The organism is Rossellomorea sp. NRS-1567, from assembly GCF_050467885.1.
Lineage (GTDB): Bacteria > Bacillota > Bacilli > Bacillales > Bacillaceae_B > Rossellomorea > Rossellomorea aquimaris_C.
The window spans coordinates 39069-57477 of record NZ_JBITPL010000018.1 but is presented as its reverse complement, the minus strand read 5'-3'; the positions used below and the strand labels follow the sequence as shown (position 1 = coordinate 57477).

Annotated in this window: 23 protein-coding genes; 6 read left to right on the top strand and 17 right to left on the bottom strand. The window is 39.8% G+C overall.

What is annotated here, in order from left to right:
- Positions 1 to 80: 80 nt before the first annotated feature.
- Positions 81 to 212 carry a YpzI family protein gene (locus ACIFOD_RS13705; RefSeq protein ID WP_113970719.1) on the top strand — a complete coding sequence of 44 codons (132 nt, stop codon included), beginning with the start codon at positions 81 to 83 and terminating at the stop codon, positions 210 to 212.
- 295 nt (positions 213 to 507) lie between these two features.
- Here ACIFOD_RS13705 and fni read toward each other — a convergent pair whose 3' ends face one another.
- From fni to sleB, 8 genes are all read right to left on the bottom strand, one after another.
- On the bottom strand, positions 508 to 1566 hold the full coding sequence (gene fni / locus ACIFOD_RS13700; protein WP_430315116.1) for a type 2 isopentenyl-diphosphate Delta-isomerase: 1059 nt from the start codon (positions 1564 to 1566) through the stop codon (positions 508 to 510).
- A gap of 12 nt (positions 1567 to 1578) precedes the next feature.
- On the bottom strand, positions 1579 to 2712 hold the full coding sequence (gene rpsA / locus ACIFOD_RS13695) for a 30S ribosomal protein S1 (protein ID WP_430315292.1): 1134 nt from the start codon (positions 2710 to 2712) through the stop codon (positions 1579 to 1581).
- A 120-nt stretch (positions 2713 to 2832) separates the two neighbouring features.
- Positions 2833 to 3414, bottom strand: coding sequence for a lysophospholipid acyltransferase family protein (locus tag ACIFOD_RS13690; protein ID WP_397553517.1), 582 nt, complete (start codon positions 3412 to 3414; stop codon positions 2833 to 2835).
- Position 3415: 1 nt separating this feature from the next.
- Complete coding sequence (gene cmk / locus ACIFOD_RS13685; RefSeq protein ID WP_430315115.1) at positions 3416 to 4084, bottom strand: (d)CMP kinase; 669 nt, start codon at positions 4082 to 4084, stop codon at positions 3416 to 3418.
- A gap of 100 nt (positions 4085 to 4184) precedes the next feature.
- The gene (locus ACIFOD_RS13680) at positions 4185 to 4382 is read right to left on the bottom strand and encodes a YpfB family protein (RefSeq protein WP_258549518.1); all 198 of its coding nucleotides are present in this window, start codon (positions 4380 to 4382) and stop codon (positions 4185 to 4187) included.
- Between the two features lie 43 nt (positions 4383 to 4425).
- Complete coding sequence (locus tag ACIFOD_RS13675; RefSeq protein ID WP_430315114.1) at positions 4426 to 5073, bottom strand: flagellar brake protein; 648 nt, start codon at positions 5071 to 5073, stop codon at positions 4426 to 4428.
- A gap of 151 nt (positions 5074 to 5224) precedes the next feature.
- Entirely contained in the window at positions 5225 to 6571 is a 1347-nt protein-coding gene (gene ypeB, locus ACIFOD_RS13670) for a germination protein YpeB (protein WP_430315113.1), read from the bottom strand.
- Between the two features lie 14 nt (positions 6572 to 6585).
- Positions 6586 to 7422, bottom strand: a complete 837-nt coding sequence (gene sleB / locus ACIFOD_RS13665) for a spore cortex-lytic enzyme (protein ID WP_428975079.1) — start codon at positions 7420 to 7422, stop codon at positions 6586 to 6588.
- Positions 7423 to 7672: 250 nt separating this feature from the next.
- Between sleB and ACIFOD_RS13660 the strand changes: the two genes are divergently transcribed.
- Positions 7673 to 8017: a hypothetical protein gene (locus ACIFOD_RS13660; RefSeq protein ID WP_324748463.1), complete on the top strand. Its 345-nt coding sequence runs from the start codon at positions 7673 to 7675 to the stop codon at positions 8015 to 8017.
- A gap of 102 nt (positions 8018 to 8119) precedes the next feature.
- Here ACIFOD_RS13660 and prsW read toward each other — a convergent pair whose 3' ends face one another.
- On the bottom strand, positions 8120 to 8806 hold the full coding sequence (gene prsW / locus ACIFOD_RS13655) for a glutamic-type intramembrane protease PrsW (protein ID WP_430315112.1): 687 nt from the start codon (positions 8804 to 8806) through the stop codon (positions 8120 to 8122).
- An 87-nt stretch (positions 8807 to 8893) separates the two neighbouring features.
- Between prsW and ACIFOD_RS13650 the strand changes: the two genes are divergently transcribed.
- Complete coding sequence (locus ACIFOD_RS13650; RefSeq protein ID WP_113967656.1) at positions 8894 to 9871, top strand: asparaginase; 978 nt, start codon at positions 8894 to 8896, stop codon at positions 9869 to 9871.
- A gap of 72 nt (positions 9872 to 9943) precedes the next feature.
- Here ACIFOD_RS13650 and ACIFOD_RS13645 read toward each other — a convergent pair whose 3' ends face one another.
- The 7 genes from ACIFOD_RS13645 to ACIFOD_RS13615 form a co-directional block, all read right to left on the bottom strand.
- On the bottom strand, positions 9944 to 10909 hold the full coding sequence (locus ACIFOD_RS13645) for a YpdA family putative bacillithiol disulfide reductase (protein WP_430315111.1): 966 nt from the start codon (positions 10907 to 10909) through the stop codon (positions 9944 to 9946).
- 241 nt (positions 10910 to 11150) lie between these two features.
- Positions 11151 to 12428: a Glu/Leu/Phe/Val family dehydrogenase gene (locus ACIFOD_RS13640; protein ID WP_113967654.1), complete on the bottom strand. Its 1278-nt coding sequence runs from the start codon at positions 12426 to 12428 to the stop codon at positions 11151 to 11153.
- A 689-nt stretch (positions 12429 to 13117) separates the two neighbouring features.
- On the bottom strand, positions 13118 to 13702 hold the full coding sequence (locus ACIFOD_RS13635; protein WP_430315110.1) for an adaptor protein MecA: 585 nt from the start codon (positions 13700 to 13702) through the stop codon (positions 13118 to 13120).
- Between the two features lie 71 nt (positions 13703 to 13773).
- A complete protein-coding gene (locus ACIFOD_RS13630; RefSeq protein ID WP_430315109.1) occupies positions 13774 to 14685 on the bottom strand; it encodes a MerR family transcriptional regulator in 912 nt (303 codons plus the stop codon).
- A gap of 97 nt (positions 14686 to 14782) precedes the next feature.
- Positions 14783 to 15547 carry a metallophosphoesterase gene (locus ACIFOD_RS13625; protein ID WP_430315108.1) on the bottom strand — a complete coding sequence of 255 codons (765 nt, stop codon included), beginning with the start codon at positions 15545 to 15547 and terminating at the stop codon, positions 14783 to 14785.
- On the bottom strand, positions 15540 to 15923 hold the full coding sequence (locus ACIFOD_RS13620; protein ID WP_397553507.1) for a hypothetical protein: 384 nt from the start codon (positions 15921 to 15923) through the stop codon (positions 15540 to 15542). Before ACIFOD_RS13620 ends, ACIFOD_RS13625 begins: the two co-directional genes overlap by 8 nt.
- 59 nt (positions 15924 to 15982) lie before the next feature.
- Positions 15983 to 16618: a CBS domain-containing protein gene (locus tag ACIFOD_RS13615; protein ID WP_430315107.1), complete on the bottom strand. Its 636-nt coding sequence runs from the start codon at positions 16616 to 16618 to the stop codon at positions 15983 to 15985.
- Between the two features lie 151 nt (positions 16619 to 16769).
- Here ACIFOD_RS13615 and ACIFOD_RS13610 point away from each other — a divergent pair, with 151 nt between their 5' ends.
- Genes ACIFOD_RS13610 through ACIFOD_RS13600 form a run of 3 tightly spaced genes read left to right on the top strand, consistent with a single transcriptional unit; the run spans position 16770 to position 17849 of the window.
- Positions 16770 to 16991: a spore coat associated protein CotJA gene (locus ACIFOD_RS13610; protein ID WP_044340146.1), complete on the top strand. Its 222-nt coding sequence runs from the start codon at positions 16770 to 16772 to the stop codon at positions 16989 to 16991.
- Positions 16992 to 16997: 6 nt separating this feature from the next.
- Positions 16998 to 17258: a spore coat protein CotJB gene (locus ACIFOD_RS13605; protein ID WP_428974638.1), complete on the top strand. Its 261-nt coding sequence runs from the start codon at positions 16998 to 17000 to the stop codon at positions 17256 to 17258.
- 21 nt (positions 17259 to 17279) lie between these two features.
- Positions 17280 to 17849, top strand: coding sequence for a manganese catalase family protein (locus ACIFOD_RS13600; protein WP_113967645.1), 570 nt, complete (start codon positions 17280 to 17282; stop codon positions 17847 to 17849).
- A gap of 100 nt (positions 17850 to 17949) precedes the next feature.
- Here the strand turns inward: ACIFOD_RS13600 and ACIFOD_RS13595 are convergent, their stop codons facing one another.
- Complete coding sequence (locus tag ACIFOD_RS13595; protein WP_430315106.1) at positions 17950 to 18390, bottom strand: DUF2663 family protein; 441 nt, start codon at positions 18388 to 18390, stop codon at positions 17950 to 17952.
- Between the last annotated feature and the right edge of the window lie 19 nt (positions 18391 to 18409).

Sequence of the window (18409 nt, the reverse complement as noted above, 5' to 3'; positions counted from 1 at the left end):
CATTATGGAAAATTTTTATGTAACTCATTCATGTATGAATCATTTTCTCAAAGAAAAAATAAGAAAGGGAGGTGTTTATAATGGGTAAAGATCGTCAAGAAAAGAAACTAAAACAAAGCAAACGAGTCGAATCAGACAGGGACCAGGCCTTGCACTACAACGGAGCAACAAGCCTGCAAGGACCGGAAGAAGCCAAAAAAGGACAGCGGTAACCAGAAAAGCGGAGGCGGCTTGGTAGAGGCGACAAGCATAAGGCGAACATGCCAGAAAGGCGCTTTTGAATTTTCGGCTGATGTCTTGTAAACAAACGATAATTCAGCCGAAATACTAAAAAATCCGGCCATTTTGAATGATAATCCAGCGGAATTGGGCAGGAATCCGGCCGATTTTAACAAAAATCCAGCCGTTTTATGGGTTAATTCAGCCTATTTACAAAAATACCCAAAATCCACAGCTAATATCAAGCAACAAAAAAAGAACGAATTCTCAAAAGAGAATTCGTTCTTTTTACTTATTAAACGTTCTATTGCTATAGCTTGCAGGATTCAACCCTCTAACGTCCAGCCAATGAAACACGTCGCCTGACAACACGAGTGGTACGCTGTGAAGATCTTCTGGACGCCTGCACCCCAGCGCACTCATAAGGAACTTAATATCCGTATGAATTTGATTCACTTCTTCAATGGTGTCCTCAAGTCCTGAGTCTAATAGCTGCTTGAGAATGATTCCTGCCATTCCTACTGCAGACGCTCCTAATCCTAGAGACTTAACGATATCTAAGCTATTTTGGACACCACCTGAAGCAAGAACCGGCTTCCTGGATGTAGCATGACTTTCGGCAATAGAAATGGCAGTAGGTATACCCCAATCATCGAAGAATTCCAACATTCTTTTTCTGCGTTGATTTTCGATTTTTGAGAAGTTGGTACCACCGAATCCCCCCACATCAATGGCTGAAATGTTCGAGTGGGACAAGGATTCTGCAGCCTCTTTACTGATACCAAAACCTGTTTCTTTCACAATCACAGGTACTGGAATACTTTCAGCGATCTCCTGTATTCTGTCCATGGCCCCTCTGAAGTCCCTGTCACCTTCGGGCATGGTTAATTCTTGTATGACATTCAAGTGGATTTGCAACGCATCGGCTCTAATCATCTCTACGGCATCTTTTGCCTGTTGAACGGTTGCTTCACTTCCCAAATTCCCAAAAACGATGCCATTTGGATTATGCTGACGAACGATTTCGTACGTTTTTCGTTCAGAAGGGTCTTTCAGTGCGGACATTTGAGATCCGACAGCAATGGCCAGACCTGTTTCCCGTGCAAGAATCGTTAATTCTTCATTGATTTTAGAAGTTGATTCCCCACCGCCGCCTGTCATAGCATTTATGAAAATTGGCGAACTCCAATTAAGTTCGCCAATCTCTGCCTGTAGATGAACTTCATCCACTGCTATATTCGGTAAGCTTTGGTGGACAAAAGCAACTTCATCAAAACCTGTTCTTCGTTGTTGACCAGTTGATAAAGCGTAATTAATGTGGTCTTGCTTTCTTTGGGCTCTTGTCACTATTCATCACCATTACTTAAGATCTTTTAATTTGTCACCAATCATTTCACCTAATTGGAAACCTGTATTTTCTTCAGGCATTTGGTAATCAGTTATTTCTTCCTCTTTTTCTTCAAGAGATTTGATGCTTAAAGATAAACGTTGATCATTCTCATTTACATCCAATACCTTTACTTGTACTTCTTGGTTTTCCTGAAGGACTTCGTGCGGTGTACCGATATGCTTATGTGAAATTTGAGAGATGTGAACAAGACCTTCAACACCAGGTAACACTTCTACAAATGCTCCATATGAAACTAAGCGTTTAACCACACCGTCCAGAACACTGCCTTTAGGTGCCTTCTCTGAAATATTACTCCAAGGTCCTGGCAGGGTTTCTTTAATGGATAAAGAAATACGTTCATTGTCACGATCGACGCTTAGAACTTTGACCTGTACTTTTTGTCCTTCAGTGACTACGTCAGAAGGCTTTTCAACGTGTTCATGGGAAAGTTGGGAGATATGCACCAATCCATCTACTCCACCAATGTCTACGAACGCTCCGAAATCTGTGATACGCTGAACTGTCCCTTCAAGAATAGCACCAGATTCAATATCCGTTAGAAGCTGCTTCTTCTGGTGTTGCTTTTCCGCTTCTACAACAGCGCGGTGGGATAAGATTAGACGATTTTTTTCCTGATCCAATTCCACAATCTTGAACGTCAATGTTTTATCCTTATAGTCCGAGAAATCCTCAACATAATAGTCCTCGACTAATGATGCAGGAACAAATCCTCTAACTCCAAGATCAACTACAAGTCCACCCTTCACAACATCTTTGACTTCCGCTTCAAAGATATCGGCATTTTCAAAGCGAATCTTCATTTCTTCCCATGCTTTTTCAGCATCTACTTTTCGTTTAGAAAGAACCAGAAGTTCTTCTTCAACTTTCGTCACGATTAACTCAAGTACATCCCCTTCACTGACTACATCAGAAGCTTTTTCGATATGAAGGCTTGAGAGTTCACTAATTGGAATGATGCCATCCACTTTGCTATCTTGAACGTCGACTAAGACCTGTTTCTCTTCGACCTTAGTGACTGTTCCTTTAACTTTTTCACCGATTTCAAGATTTTTCACTTCAATTCCATTCATGTCTTCCATTATGTACTCCTCCTTAATCCATGACTGCAAAGATTTTTGATAATTGCGAGACTTCACAATTTAAAATATTCTTTCTACTAACTTCTAATAAATACTACTTTTTGTCAAGCGAGAAAGCTCATATTATTCATGCTCTTGTATTAGTTTTTCAATGTGCTGCATAATAATTTCAGTTGTTTTCTCTGCATTCAGTTTTTGTTCTCGAATGCCCTCCATAGCAATAGGCGGCCCGAATACGACCTTTAATTTCCTGAAAGGCTTATAGGGTCCAATGATTGCACAAGGTACAACGTAAGCCTCGGAACGAAGAGCAAAGAAACCTGCTCCTGCTAATCCCTTACCTATTTTACCTGTCTTACTTCTAGTACCCTCTGGGAACAGTCCTAAAACATCTCCTTGTTTAAGGACCTGCAAACCTTTCCTTAGTGCTTCCCGGTCACTCATTCCTCTTTTCACCGGGAATGCCCGTAAATCGGGTAATAGCTTACCCAGTACCGGGACACTGAAGAGCTCTTCTTTAGCCATAAATGAAACAGGTCTGGGAGCTGAAATCCCCACTACCGGGGGATCTAAGTTATCAATATGGTTTGTGCATAATAAGACTCCCCCCTCTTTAGGGAAATGCTCCAAACCTTTGACCTCAATGCGATAGAGAGGGGAAAGAATCGATTTTACGAGACCTCTAGCAAAGGAATACAAGTTCACATTAACCTTTCCTTTCTACTAACAGCATAATTTGATCCACTACTTCAGGGATGGATAGTGAAGTCGTATCTATTTCAGTTGCGTCGTCCGCTTTCTTAAGGGGAGCCACTTCTCTTTCTGAATCGATCTTGTCACGGCGGGCAATTTCTACTTTTAATTGTTCCAGATCTGAAGGGAACCCTTTCGAAATGTTTTCTTCATGTCTTCTTTGGGCTCTTTCATCTACACTTGCCAGTAAAAACACTTTAATTTCAGCGTCGGGGATAACATGGGTCCCGATATCTCTTCCGTCCATTACAACAGCACCTTGTTTAGCCAACTGTTGTTGTCTGTTCACCATCTCTTCTCTAACTTGAGAATGGACGGCCACATGAGATACTGAATTGGTAACGGCGGCTTGACGGATTTCATCTGTCACATCTTCCCCGTCTACATATACAATTTGTCCATCATCAGTCGGTTCAAGCGTGATTTTTGTATGAGCTAATAATTCCTTCAACCCATTTTCATCATGCAAGTCTATATTCAGTTTCAAAGCTTTATATGTTAATGAACGGTACATCGCCCCAGTATCAATATAAAGATAAGATAATTTCCCTGCTACAATTTTCGCCACTGTACTTTTCCCCGCAGCTGCAGGACCATCGATCGCAATTCTTAATTTCTTCAACTAATCCACCTACTTAATTTCCTAATAATTTTCTTACCTATTTTAACATAAATCTCCCACCACGTTGAAAGAATCTTTATTCAAAAAAAAGAGCAGGCAACTAATTACCTGCTTTACCGGATAAGGTTTCGACTATTTCGCTGTACTCCATTTTTTCGACGCCTTCATAAAAAACGATTTTATTCAGCTCCGGAAGGATATTTAATTCATGGATAACAAATTGGACTGCTATTAATAAAATGAAATGTATTATGACTAATTTGATTAATATTCGCTCAACGGATTTAATTGTTCTCACCTTTTTCCTATTTATAGAAAAAGTATGTGTATATTATGGAATTTTATTCAAGTAACCCTTTTTTTCGTAAGTTCAACTGTCTTTCAAAGCAAAATCTTAAAATAAGCTGTCGTTGATTTTCAGTTAAATGAACAAATTCAATGCTTGCAATTTTTTTGCGACTTTTTTCCCAGATGCGGATCACTTTACCTTCTATTTCTACATACTGGTTCTCACCCGTTTGCATAGGCAAAACGATGGTCGTAGATATGTTAGAACCACTTTTCAGCTCCATTCCTTCTTTCACCAATACCGCGCATCCTCCTGCACTTATATCCTCTGTAATCGTTGGAAAATAACCATCGTTTATTTTTATTGAGATATCTGTGTTCGCTTCTACTCGGACAAATTGTCTTCTTTGGACCTTTTCTAAACCTTCCTCACCTGGATAATGAATGTGGATCATCGGTATTTTGGATAGTTTACGTCCCTTCACTTCTGTTTCAAACATAAGTACCGTCTGCTCATTAACGTTGAAGCTTGCTTTAAGTTGTGTGCCATCTATTAAGAAAACGGCTTTTTCTGTTTTTGTATGAATAGGGTAATCGATATAAAGCCCTTCTTCGCCAATCTCAACGACCCGGCACCTATACCGTTCAAATGTATCATTATGTATCGGTTCCAACTGTAATGTGGTACCTGCTTTTATCATAGTACAATACTCCCACTTTCCCATTTTATGTATCTATATTATGGCATGACATTCATCACCTTTCCATATTTTTTTGAATCTCTATTCTGAATTTTTCTACATCTAAAGAAAAGGGACGGATCTCCATAACGGAGGTCCGTCCCTCTAAAAGCTAGACGACTTCTTCATAAATCGGTTCCGCTTTTCTGAGCTTCTCTACTTTTTCTTCTTCTCCTGTGTTTGCATTGATGAATATTCTAAAGGTATCCTTACCCAGCATCCCTAGGAATTCGTAGCAGAGCACTTCTTCATTAAGATCATTCACAATTACGGCTTTACGTTCTTCCATTACTTTAAGATTAGGGTTAGTCGTTTCTTTAGCCTGTGCTTGAGTAATGGACGCTTGTCCGATTTCTCTATCATGATTATTCTTCAAATATTCTTCTGCAGCAAATCCGACGATTTGTCCATTATCTAATGCTACCTTTATTTTAACAGAGTCCGGATAAATCCTTACACCATCCAATACGGTCACATAGGTGAAGATACCAATGTTGTCATACTGTGCACTTTCAAATAGTTCTAATTTGTCAAAATCGTTATCCTTCAGGAAGTCAGTCGCTTTCTCTGCCGCTTTATTTAGACTGATTTTTGGCTTCTGAACTTCCCGATTGTTAATATACCAGATTGGATATCCACCTTTTTGAGTAACATCCATACTTGCGTGTGTTTTCCCTTTTTCAATCGTTACACTATAAAATTTATAGTCAGAGCCTTTTCCACTTTTCGTAACTTTTGCATCAGTCTTTTCACTTATACCGGAATATTTTCTTAAGATCGAAACGGCCTCATCCTTTGAAATCTCTTTCCCTTTAATCTTCTGAAAATTTTGGTCTTTCTTCTCAGTATTCACAAATGTTGTAGAACCAAAGTTTGCTTCATCATATCCGGATACATTCTTTTCAACCGTTTTAAAGCCATCGATAATGGTGTTATCCGCCTGTTCATTTCCTGACGCCAAAGCAAGCTCTACATCCATCCATCTCAGGTTGTTCTCCATCACCAGATGTTGAACCTTTCTTAACTGATTCTGAATATCAGCACTTTGTTCATATAAATTTTCAAGTGATTTATACTCTTTATCCGTTAAAGGATTCTTATCTAAATCCCTCACTGCTACCCGGTAGCTGAAATCTCCAATATTACTTAAGAATTCCTCTGTTTTATTAAACGGCAGAAGTGTTAACGGAAGCTGTCCTACATCACTGTGCGCCTGAGAAGTTAATCTCCATATATCGGCAAGTGCCGGAGACAATGATTTCCTTGAATTCATGGCAAGAGTCGAACCTATCTTATCGTGAACAAGATCTACCTGATAAGTTAACTCATGGAACGCTCTTTGATAGTTGTTTTCAGCGTTGATTAATATCGCATTTTTCTCCTGATGCTCTTGGTATCCCCAGAATGCGGTTCCTGCAACACCAAGGACGAGCACCGTTATTAAAATGACACGTAGCAATTTACTTCACCTCTTTAACTACAGAATATGTGCTTTCCTATTTTCTTGATTTGTGGACGTGACCAAATCCACTTGCTAGTTGCTGTCACAGGGTTAAAATAATAGAGAGCACTTGAAGAAGGATCCCAGCCGTTTATGGCATCTAAAACCGCTTCTTTCGCTTGTTCATTTGGTGTTAACCATATCTGGCCATCTGCTACAGCTGTAAAGGCACCAGGTTCAAAAATGACACCTGCGGCTGTGTTCGGGAATGCAGAACTGTCTATCCGATTGAGAATAACGGCCGCTACTGCAACTTGTCCCTCATACGGCTCACCACGGGCTTCTCCATATACGGCATTTGCCATCAATTGAATGTCGTTTTGTGAAAATCCATTAGGAGTGTTCACTGCCGTTGGCTTGGATGGAGTCGGTGCCTGCTTTGGTGCAGGCTTCTTTTGAGGAGCTGCTTTCCCACCGGATGTTCCGCCTTCAGCCCCCCCGCCGCCAGGACCTTTTTGTTTGTTTAAATCTGTTCCGCCATAATGGCTGAAATTGTTGCCTTTTTCAATTTGTTTTTTTACAAACTGCTTGTTATACTTTGAGGCTTTCACCAGTTTTTCTTTCGTTTTCGCTCCTGCCAAACCATCAATGGGAAGTCCGAATTCATATTGAAAGTTTCTTAGAGCCCAATATGTGCCCCACCCAAATACTCCATCAATGTCACCGTTATAGTACCCGATATATTGAAGTCTGGATTGAAGCTCGATTACATCCTCACCTGTTGCGCCATGTTGTATCACTTGATTTGTAAAAGCGTCTGCCTTCTCTCCTTCAGAGGAAATCATAAAAAGAGAACACATAAGCACCATGACGACTGAAGTAGAAATCAATTTGAAACGACTATTCATAATGCCTTAACCTCCATATCTTCAATTAACATTAACTCTAGTTTTTGTAGAGGCTCCCATTTTATACAAGTGAATAATAAAAATTAGAAAACAACCTACCACACCTTTGATAAGACTCTGTAATGTCCCAGCAAAAGCCATGTAAACATTCAGAGTTATAATAGAATGAGGATTACTTCAAATAAATCCGGAATTGAAGGGGGAGGTCATGATGGAGGACTATTTAGCGAAGTCATTGGATGAGTGGAAAGATGATATTTCAGAGGTGCTGGATCAGATTAATACTGACTATGAAGAGATAAAGAAGGAACTGAAGGTATATTCCTATAAGTACGGCATCACTAAGCAAGTCATTCAATCAACCGTGAATGAGGAAATCATTGAAAATATCAGGGAAATGTATCATAAGCCTTTTGAAGAAAAGTACAATGAACTTAAGGAATACATACGCGAGTTGGATGAAAAAAGAAAAGTGTTTCAAATGTTCGTGAATAAAATTGATGAAGTGAAACGGAAAGAAGCACCTAAAACCGACCTGGCAGCTGCGTACAAGTAAATATTTTATAGAACCGTCTTTGCTAAAGGCGGTTTTTTGTTACGAAGGAGAAATCAGGGATTTGAAAATGCAAAAAAGACGCTTTAAATAAAAAGCGTCCTTTTAAATAATTTCTTTTTCGAAATCAGTACCCGTGTATTTTTTTTCTGTCAATCGATGAGCACTTTTCACTTTCTTCAAACCAAGCCACCATAAGAAAAACATAAACGGTACCATATAATAGATCCAGTTTTTCTCGGCTAGAAAGATGTAATTATATGTTCCGTGTAACAGTAGGGGCAAAGAAATCGCAATGAAAAGCCACTTATGCCTTTCTTCCCTGGAGGAAAACTTTGCTTTTCCTAAGTAATATCCCATAATGACACCGAACAACGCATGACTTGAAACAGGCAGGATCGCTCTTCCAAATGCATGTTCAACACCGTTAGCAACCAAATACAAAATATTTTCAGTAGTAGCAAATCCAAGTGACACACTTGCACCATAGATAATGCCGTCGTAAGGATCATTAAAATCAACATGTTGGAAGATCGCAAACATTAAAATAAACCATTTGAAAAATTCCTCTAAAAGACCGGAAGAAATAAATGCCGTCGACCAATTTGAATCAATGATTCCTTCCACTTCTAAAACATATTGTAAAAACATAATAGGAAAGGTAATAATGGCCCCATACATAAAGGTTTTGAAAACTAGCGTAATAGGTTCTGCCTCATATTCATCCCGCAAATAAAAGTAACTTAGCAATGCTAATCCTGGTGCTATACCCGCTGATAAAATCACCAGCATAAAAAAGTCCTCTTTTCTTTCTGTTTTCTTAATCGTATCATGTTAATGTAGGAATGGAAACAGGAATTTATTTGGTTGGAGGAATGAATGATGAAGAAAGATATTTTGGTTATACATACAGGCGGTACCATCTCTATGATGGAAGACGAACAGACGGGAGCAGTCACTCCAGGGAAGGAAAATCCCCTTTCCGTACAAACGTCCATCGTATCGAATTTAGCAAATTTAACGGTCTTAGAAGCATTTCATCTGCCTTCTCCTCATATCACACCGGAGCATATGCAGCAATTAAAAGATATAATCGAAACGAAATACAGGGAAAAATCATTTGACGGAGTCGTCATTACCCACGGAACAGATACCCTCGAAGAAACTGCCTACTTCCTGGATTTAACCCTTTCTCTTCCAGTCTCCCTTGTCGTTACAGGGGCAATGAGATCAAGTAATGAGATTGGAGCGGACGGTCTGTATAACCTTATTTCATCCGTTCGGGTAGCTGCTGATGACAAATCCATGAACAAAGGGGTTTTAGTCGTCCTGAATGACGAAATCCACTCTGCTAAGAACGTGACCAAAACTCACACAAGCAATGTATCTACCTTTCAAAGTCCACAGTATGGCCCAATCGGGATTGTGACCAAAAGAGGCGTTCTTTTTCATCACCAGCCAACATCAAATGAGCATTATCAGGTTTGCGACATTTCCAAGAGGGTTACCCTGATCAAAGCATATGCCGGAATGGATTCAGGCTTATTAGTTGCCATAAAAGACTTACAGTACGATGGGGTTGTAATCGAGGCATTAGGGCAAGGGAATCTCCCGCCTGATACGGTCGATGGAATTAATGGGCTGTTAGCTGCTAATATCCCGGTTGTATTGGTTTCGAGATGCTTTAATGGCATTGTCCAGGATATATACGGCTATTCAGGAGGGGGGAAACAACTGAAAGAAAAAGGGGTTATCTTCTCAAATGGTCTTAATGGACAAAAGGCAAGAATCAAGTTAATGGTGGCTCTGTCCCAAACCGGTGACATTAAAGAATTAGAAACGATTTTCAAAAATTAAGGTTGTCTTTCATCAGGAACATAAGCAACCATCATGAAAGAAAGAGGCTCACAGCAGAGCCTCTTTCTTTTGTCACTTCCCTTTTTGAGTAATGGATTCAGCGATCAATCCGCCATGCAAACGACCATTTTCAATAAAGATCTCATTGGCATTGTTTCCCGCAGCAATGACACCTGCAATATAAATTCCTTCTACATTCGTTTCCATCGTTTCTTGATGAAAAGAAGGTCGTCCTGTTTCTTTGTCAATATCTATTCCCATTTTCGTCAGGAAGCTATGATCCGGGTGATAACCTGTCATGGCAAACACAAAGTCATTTTTGATTTCTTTTTTCTCACCCTTTACATTGTAAATAACAGAGTCCTCTGCAATTTCCTCTACACACGCGTTGAATTCCATCGTTACTTCGCCATTCCTGACAAGCGCATCAAAGTTAGGGAGAATCCAGGGCTTCACACTCTTTGAGTACTCACTTCCCCGGTATAGTACGGTTACCCTTGCTCCCGCTTTATTCAATTCAAGTGCTGCATCAACCGCTGAGTTCTTCCCTCCAATCACAACCACATCTGTGTCAAAAAAGGGATGTGCTTCTTTAAAATAATGAAAGACTTTCTCTAATTTCTCTCCTGGAATCTCTAAATAATTGGGATGATCATAGTAACCGGTCGCAATGACAATTGATTTACTTTCATACGTTCCCTTTGAGGTGGAAACGGAAAAACGGCCGTCTTGCTTCTCCACCTTATGAACGGTTTCGAATCGATTGATTCTTAATTCCTTCCGCTTCGCTACCTCACGATAATACACAAGTGCTTGATTCCGCCTTGGTTTGTGTTCTTCAATAACAAAAGGAACGTCGCCAATTTCAAGCTTCTCACTTGATGAGAAAAACGTTTGATGAGTGGGATAGTGGTAAATGGCATTCACGATATTCCCTTTTTCAATGATTAAAGGATCGATTCCCTTTTCTTTTAAACTAATAGCAGCAGAAAGCCCACACGGTCCCCCACCTACAATAATGCATTCTTCCATTTTCAAATTCAGACACTCCTTCAATTCCTCTATCTGAATGGTAATTTACGTTCGTTCACTTCAGATGTTAAAATGGTTTCTACCCAATTATTATGGAATAAGATTATGATTTGGTCAAAAGGAAGCACTCGAACCTCATGATCCATGTCAGTAGTATGGTTTCTAATTTCTGCTCAAATTATTGTAAAACGTGTTTATATAGAATTGAAAAAGGATGAGATGTCATCCATCTCATCCTTGACTAGAATTAAATCCAACCTCTGAACCGGCATGCTTCGGCCATTTTTCTTACCCCTACCATATATGCGGCGAGTCTCATATCGACTCTTCTGGACTGGGAAGTTTCGTATACATTGTTAAAGGAGCTGACCAAAATCTTCTCCAATTTTTCTTCCACTTCTTCTTCAGACCAGTAATACCCCTGATTATTTTGCACCCATTCAAAGTAAGAAACCGTCACCCCACCCGATGATGCTAACACATCAGGAACCAGTAAAATCCCACGCTCGGTGAGGATTTTCGTTGCTTCCAAGGTTGTCGGTCCGTTCGCTGCCTCTACCACAATGCTTGCTCTTATGTTGTGAGCATTCTTCTCTGTGATCTGATTCTCGATGGCTGCAGGCACAAGAATGTCACAGTCCAGCTCTAATAGTTCTTCGTTTGTTATCGTATTATTAAATAATTTCGTAACTGTCCCAAAACTATCCCGACGATCCAGCAAATAATCAATATCCAGCCCATCTTTGTCATGAAGTCCACCGTAGGCATCAGAGATCCCAATCACCTTTGCTCCTGCATCATGCATAAACTTTGCAAGGAAGCTTCCGGCATTACCAAAGCCTTGAACGACTACTCTCGCCCCTTTAAGCTTTATTCCTTTTTTCTTGGCTGCTTCATGAATACAAATCGTCACGCCCTTCGCAGTTGCCGTTTCACGACCATGTGACCCCCCAAGCACCAATGGTTTCCCTGTAATGAACCCTGGAGAATTATACTCATCAATTCGGCTGTATTCGTCCATCATCCACGCCATGATTTGAGAGTTTGTAAAAACATCGGGAGCGGGAATATCTTTGGATGGTCCGACAATTTGGCTGATTGCGCGTACATAACCACGACTTAATCGCTCAAGCTCTCTAAATGACATATCCCGGGGATCACAAATGATCCCCCCTTTACCTCCACCATACGGAAGGTCAACAATTCCACATTTCAAGCTCATCCAGATGGAAAGCGCTTTAACTTCTTTTTCAGTAACATTCGGGTGAAATCGAATCCCACCTTTTGTTGGTCCAACTGCATCATTATGTTGAGCACGGTATCCCGTGAAAACTTTTACTTTCCCATCATCCATCCGGACTGGTATTTTAACCGTTAACATTCGTACAGGTTCTTTTAATAATTCATATACTTCTTGTGAATACCCCAATTTATCAAGTGCAAGATGAATAACCGTTTGTGTAGATTTCAAAACATCGTGTTGATCAGATGCTTGGTGATTTTCTTTCCCCTTATCGGCTACCATTTATGTAAACCTCCCAGTATACTTCACTGTTTCACGGAACCTCGTCCGCTTTCATGACATAGTATACACGTTTGAATTCTTCTTGCAAAGAAGGAAAATTAAAAAAAGAAGATTTTTTTGAAAACGCTATCATAAACGAAAAGCGGAAGGGGCTTGCCCTGGGGCGACAAGCATAAGACGAGTAACCTGAAAAGGCGCTCTTTGCCTTTTTGGGTTACTTGGCTTATGACCTCGAGCCCCAAGCCCCTGGAGCTGGACAACGCGAAAAGCGGAGGCGGCTTGGGTAGAGGCGACAAGCATAAGGCGAGACCACCGGAAAGGCGCTCTTTGCCTTTTTGGTGGTCTCGACTTATGACCTCGAGCCTCTAGCCGCCGGAGCTGGACATAAACGAAAAGCGGAAGGGGCTCGCCCTGGGGCGACAAGCATAAGACGAGTGACCCGGAAAGGCGCTTTTCGCCTTTTTGGGTTGCTTGGCTTATGACCTCGAGCCCCAAGCCCCTGGAGCTGGACATAAACGAAAAGCGGAGGCGGCTTGATTAGAGGCGACAAGCATCTACAACTACCATCACCAAAACAAAAAACACTCCCAGGAATCACCCTAAAAGTGCAAAAAAATGTCTATATTTCTTATAAATCATAGTAAAGCATATATCTAAAGGGGGGTGAAGATTGCTGCCACTGAACACGATCAAAAATAAAACAGAATTTTATCAATGGAATCCTTTATTAACACAGCACGGCCATACTCCATCAGGATATGTTTCGTAATCTTTGAGTGCTGACCGTATTCAGCACAAATAGCCTCCATGACTAAGCTATCAAATTCCAATAAATCTTCAAAAAGTAAGTAATAGTTTTTTTCATAATAATAAATGCTTAAATGTATGAGGCGATTGTTCACTTTGTTCAATTGGTTGATGCGTTTAAGGAGGTCCAGTACATCCTCGAAATCATCAAAGTAAACGAGCACATCATGATCATTCATAGACTTCATGATTCCACTTTCGTCTTCCCAATCAGAAAAGTCATCTTCTGACTCTAATGTGAGGATCATGCAGATTTCCTGATCATCAAATGACTCAATCTCCACGGTGATTTCCATTTGTGTTTCAATGCCGAACTTCCCCTGGACTTCATCTAACATGTCTTCAAAAAGATCATGCCACATATAGGAATCTTTCCATTGGTCTTGTTCAAATAAGCCTTTTTGCTCCAATTCTTCTACACTAATGGAAAATTTTATTTTGTTGTCAGAAATTCTTTCAAGCTTCATCTTCGTACCCCCTAGAGTGTGACGATTTATCACCATACTATGTAAGGGGCAGAAAACAGTGCATAATCCAATTATAATTTACTTTTCATCCATAGCTCCCAATCAGACTTGGATTGTCCGACAATGTGTTCCTGAAATTCCTCTTTCTTTTCTTTTGGTAGATGGTCTACAGCAAAACCGCCAATTCCAATTTCCAGGCTTTCCCGTTCACTCTTTAATGAAGCAACGAGTGACAGCAGGTTGTCTACATTTTCCAATAAGGTACAAGAGAAGAATAGAAACTTAGGATCGACTTCGTCAAGAACGATGTCGATATCATTTTCTTTAATACTGGAGCCTAAATAGATTACTTCAAATCCCTTTCTTCTTACATATAGAGTAAAGATTAATAATCCTAATTCATGCCATTCTCCCGGGCCGCAAACTGCTACTACTTTAGGTAAGATTCCGTTGTGTGGAAAAGAGTGCATGATGATACCGATACGGGATCTAAGTATCGATGTTGCAAAATGCTCATGGGCCGTCGTGATTTTCCCGTTCTCCCACAGGTCTCCGATTTTAACCAGCAAGCTGCCCAGGATATCAATCACCACTTTATCAATTGTGTAAACAGTAAACGACTGATTGATTAATTCATGAGCTTTTGTTTCATCAAAGCTTAAGAGTGCTTTTAACAAGTCATCTGAGATGCTCTGAGTACGGTCCTTTCGTTCAGAAGATGCGATCTCATTTTCTTCCAGCTCTTGTTTATCAAGTAACGCAACAGCCTGACTAATGGTAAATCCCTGATTGACCTTCTCAACCAGCCATTTTAATATATTTAAATGTTGTTCTGTGTACAAACGGTGACCTGATTCATTACGTACAGGAGCAATTATTTGATATCTTCTCTCCCATGCCCTTAATGTACCTGGTTGTATTCCTAAGATTGTGGACACAGCTTTTATATTATATTTGCCTTCTATCTTCTTTTCATTACTCATAAATAGTCCCCCAAAGTAATTCTCTTCTCTCTAAAATTATAATCGAGAAACCGCACTGTGTAAAATTTGTACAGGTAATGAACAACAATTGTTCATTTCATTCCTTTTCGATTTTCAGTAAATGGGTCTCTGCCGGAGCTCCCAAGCGCAATGGGAGCGCAGTGGTCCCATAGCCGTTACTTACTAATAGGGTGGTTTGTGGGAGCTTTTCAAGTCTTCCTTTTTTATACAGTCCCCAGCCAAATAATCGAATTTGTCCACCGTGTGTATGGCCACTCAACATCAAGTCAATCCCCTCTTCTGTTCGTACCTGCCTCACTAGCCTCGGGTCATGACTGATTAAAATATTAAATTCAGATGGTATTGTTTTTCTAAGGGCAGAAGAGTAAGAAGCTCTTTGCGTACTCGCATCGTCCACTCCGATCATGTTAATCTTCCCTTTATGAATAGGGACCTTAACTGAATCATTTACAATTTCAATGATTCCCTTTTGTTTAAATATATCCTTCAGCCGGTTCGTATTCACTTCATGATCATTATTGCCCCAAACAAAATAAACCGTACCCAGTGTCAAAAGTTTATCTAAATTTTGTTCAACTCTTGAAAAAGGCACTCCTTTTTCAAGAAGATCCCCGCCAATGATGACAATATCCGCTTTCCCTTTCACTTCATCAATAATTCCGTCTGACACTTCCCGCTTATGTATATCAGATATAAAAAAGATTGAAATCGGGCCCATATTATGAGGAAGGGCAGGAAGCTTTACCTTCTCCATTTTTACAACATTTCTTCGTGCTTCATATAACATAAAAAAGAGGAGACTGACTCCCCCTACTAATAAAAACATACTAATTTCAAGCATTGTGGCCTCCTTGTCGGTGGAAATCTATAGAAATAATACCATAAAAGATGGATAAGAAGGAAAAAATCATTGTTTGCCACATCCCAAAACAGCTCAACAAATAGACGATGCCTATATGAAATGGGATGAAGACTAACTCTTTATGTAGTTTACCATTCATTAATCGTAGAATAGAATATAATTCAAATTTCAATAAATTCCCTTGAACCATTAACCCCACCATAAAGGCCATCATTGCCGCGAAGAATGGCACGGGATTTAAGACTAACTCAACAATGAATTCAGAGCTGTTCAGCAATTCTACAGCCGGAAACCATGTAATGAATAGATACCCTAATAGAAACGTGATAAGCAGTTTAACAGTATGATTGATCAAAAAAATCCCTCCCATAAATCTTATGAGAGGGATTTCTTTTCATACAGGGTTTCCGTCAATTATTCATCTTCTTGAATGTCCAGGATACGGAATCCTGATTTCTCTAACTTATGAAGGAATTTTTCCATATTGTCCTTTTTTTCGACCTTTAGAACGATACGACGTAATAATTTATCGGTTTCATCAAAGGTAACCAGGGAAATGACCGATTCCGAGTACTGCTGGATGATATCTCCAAGACGGGCAATCCGTCCTTCTGTTTCCACAGAGGAAAAGGCGATTCGCACTCCCTTTTGTTCCATCCCAAATGCACTTCTGAATTGATCAAGTACATCAAATCGGGTAATCAATCCAAGGAAATTTTTATCTGCTCCTACGACCGGAAGAATCGGAGAATCCTTCAATTCGACCAATGCATTTTCGAATACATCTTTGTCAGTTATATATTTGTCGGTATCGGCAATAATATCACGAACCTTTTTCTCCTTGAGAAAGGCTTCTTTATCCATTCCTGAAAGGAAGAAGCTCTGATAAATATTGTAGCGTGTTGCCACCCCTTTGTATTCTTCATTCGAGAGTACCGGCACTCCATCAATTTTATGGTGCTCCAGAACTGTAAGGGTCTTTTCAATCGAGTCATTTTCATCCACCACATAGCATTTGTGCTTCGGTATCATGGCACTTTTTACAAACATTTGACCACCTCATCATTAATATCCTACATCTTTAGTATTCAACATTTTCACAAAGTTTCCCTTCATATTTATGAATTTAAATTAATTAACATGTTCCATTTATCTATTTCATATGTTGTTACGAAGGATTTTCTTTAAAGGAGGGATTATCGTGCACGAATTTTACAAAGCTTATTACCCATATGTAAGCCCATTCGATCCGTGTAAGCCTATTACCCGGAAAGTCTATTCAACGCCCCCTAATCTTTACTTGGGGTTCCAACCTCCCAACCTTGAGCAATATTCACCAAAAGAAGCGTTACAAAAAGGTACTCTATGGAAAGTGTTTTATGATCCCTACTATAGCCCCTATGAAAAGATGAAGGGAGAATAGACTGACATGAAACAGCTTCCCACCCATTATTATGAAGTGCTGGAAGAATTACAAGCCGTAGATTTCGTGATCCTTGACCTTACCCTTTACCTTGATACACACCCTGAAGATTATGATGCAATCTCTCAATATAATATGTATATCAAAACGCGAAAACAGATTAAGAAGAAATTCGAAAAGGAATTTGGTCCTTTGACAAACTTTGGATATAGCTACTCCAATTACCCATGGGATTGGAAGGATGCTCCATGGCCATGGCAAGTTTAATATTTTAGGAGGTGCATGACAATGTGGGTGTACGAGAAAAAACTTCAATATCCGGTCAGAGTAAGTACATGCAATCCTAAACTGGCAAAATTTCTGATTGAACAATACGGAGGAGCTGATGGAGAACTTGCCGCTGCCCTAAGATATCTCAATCAACGCTATACCATCCCTGACAAAGTCATCGGATTGTTAACGGATATCGGCACGGAAGAGTTTGCTCACTTGGAAATGATCGCGACAATGGTTTATAAATTAATTAAAGATGCAACTCCCCAGCAGATGAAGGACGCTGGACTTGACCCTCATTATGTTAATCATGATGGAGCGATTTTCTATCACAATGCTGCGGGTGTGCCGTTTACTACAGCGTATATAGCGGCTAAAGGTGATCCGATTGCTGATTTATATGAGGATATAGCGGCTGAAGAGAAAGCAAGGGCTACCTATCAGTGGATCATCAATATGAGTGACGATCCTGATCTGAATGATGGTTTGCGGTTTTTAAGGGAGCGTGAAATCGTCCACTCCCAACGTTTTCGTGAAGCAGTCGAAATACTTAAGGATGAAAGAGATAAAAAGGTATTCTTTTAATGCATGGAAGCTTGGCTCATTTCTTCGAAAAAAAGGAATGGGCCTATTCTTTTTACTATTTTATAAATACGGGCCCGTTTTTTAGTGCTTACGTTTACTCTCATTTACTTCCATGAAATAAATTAATATCCCATTCTTTTTTCATTTTTTCATACACATGATGCCTTTTTTTCCACGCTTCTTCTTTCCATAAATCCTTACTACGATCGATGACCTCACACCTTAATGCATGATATTCTTTTTCCTTTTTCTCCTTTTTCTCATATAAGATTCTTGTAGCACCGAAAAGCCCGACAAGAAGCATTGTGATAAATAGATGAAAAGAGCTGGATACAAATACAGAAAACACCGCTGCAAACGAATAAGAATATGGTCCAAGCACAAATTTCGTCACATAATAGAGAAAAAAGAAGGAAGCAAACATTGTTGCCCATAAGGTATATAGGTGTAACGCTTTGGCTTTATCAAATTTTTGTTTTTTGTCTATTAAATTATGTAGCATCTGTCCAGTGGCTTGATCTGTCCATTCTCCAAAATTCATTCCCACCCTCTCCTTTCCT

Bases quoted from the DNA above. Each gene is read 5' to 3' on its own strand.
- ACIFOD_RS13705 (WP_113970719.1), top strand. From the start codon at position 81: ATGGGTAAAGATCGTCAAGAAAAGAAACTAAAACAAAGCAAACGAGTC.
- ACIFOD_RS13675 (WP_430315114.1), bottom strand. From the start codon at position 5,073: ATGATAAAAGCAGGTACCACATTACAGTTGGAACCGATACATAATGAT.
- sleB (WP_428975079.1), bottom strand. From the start codon at position 7,422: ATGGTGCTTATGTGTTCTCTTTTTATGATTTCCTCTGAAGGAGAGAAG.
- ACIFOD_RS13660 (WP_324748463.1), top strand. From the start codon at position 7,673: ATGGAGGACTATTTAGCGAAGTCATTGGATGAGTGGAAAGATGATATT.
- prsW (WP_430315112.1), bottom strand. From the start codon at position 8,806: ATGCTGGTGATTTTATCAGCGGGTATAGCACCAGGATTAGCATTGCTA.
- ACIFOD_RS13650 (WP_113967656.1), top strand. From the start codon at position 8,894: ATGATGAAGAAAGATATTTTGGTTATACATACAGGCGGTACCATCTCT.
- ACIFOD_RS13640 (WP_113967654.1), bottom strand. From the start codon at position 12,428: ATGGTAGCCGATAAGGGGAAAGAAAATCACCAAGCATCTGATCAACAC.
- ACIFOD_RS13635 (WP_430315110.1), bottom strand. From the start codon at position 13,702: ATGAAGCTTGAAAGAATTTCTGACAACAAAATAAAATTTTCCATTAGT.
- ACIFOD_RS13630 (WP_430315109.1), bottom strand. From the start codon at position 14,685: ATGAGTAATGAAAAGAAGATAGAAGGCAAATATAATATAAAAGCTGTG.
- ACIFOD_RS13625 (WP_430315108.1), bottom strand. From the start codon at position 15,547: ATGCTTGAAATTAGTATGTTTTTATTAGTAGGGGGAGTCAGTCTCCTC.
- ACIFOD_RS13615 (WP_430315107.1), bottom strand. From the start codon at position 16,618: ATGTTTGTAAAAAGTGCCATGATACCGAAGCACAAATGCTATGTGGTG.
- ACIFOD_RS13605 (WP_428974638.1), top strand. From the start codon at position 16,998: ATGAAACAGCTTCCCACCCATTATTATGAAGTGCTGGAAGAATTACAA.
- ACIFOD_RS13600 (WP_113967645.1), top strand. From the start codon at position 17,280: ATGTGGGTGTACGAGAAAAAACTTCAATATCCGGTCAGAGTAAGTACA.
- ACIFOD_RS13595 (WP_430315106.1), bottom strand. From the start codon at position 18,390: ATGAATTTTGGAGAATGGACAGATCAAGCCACTGGACAGATGCTACAT.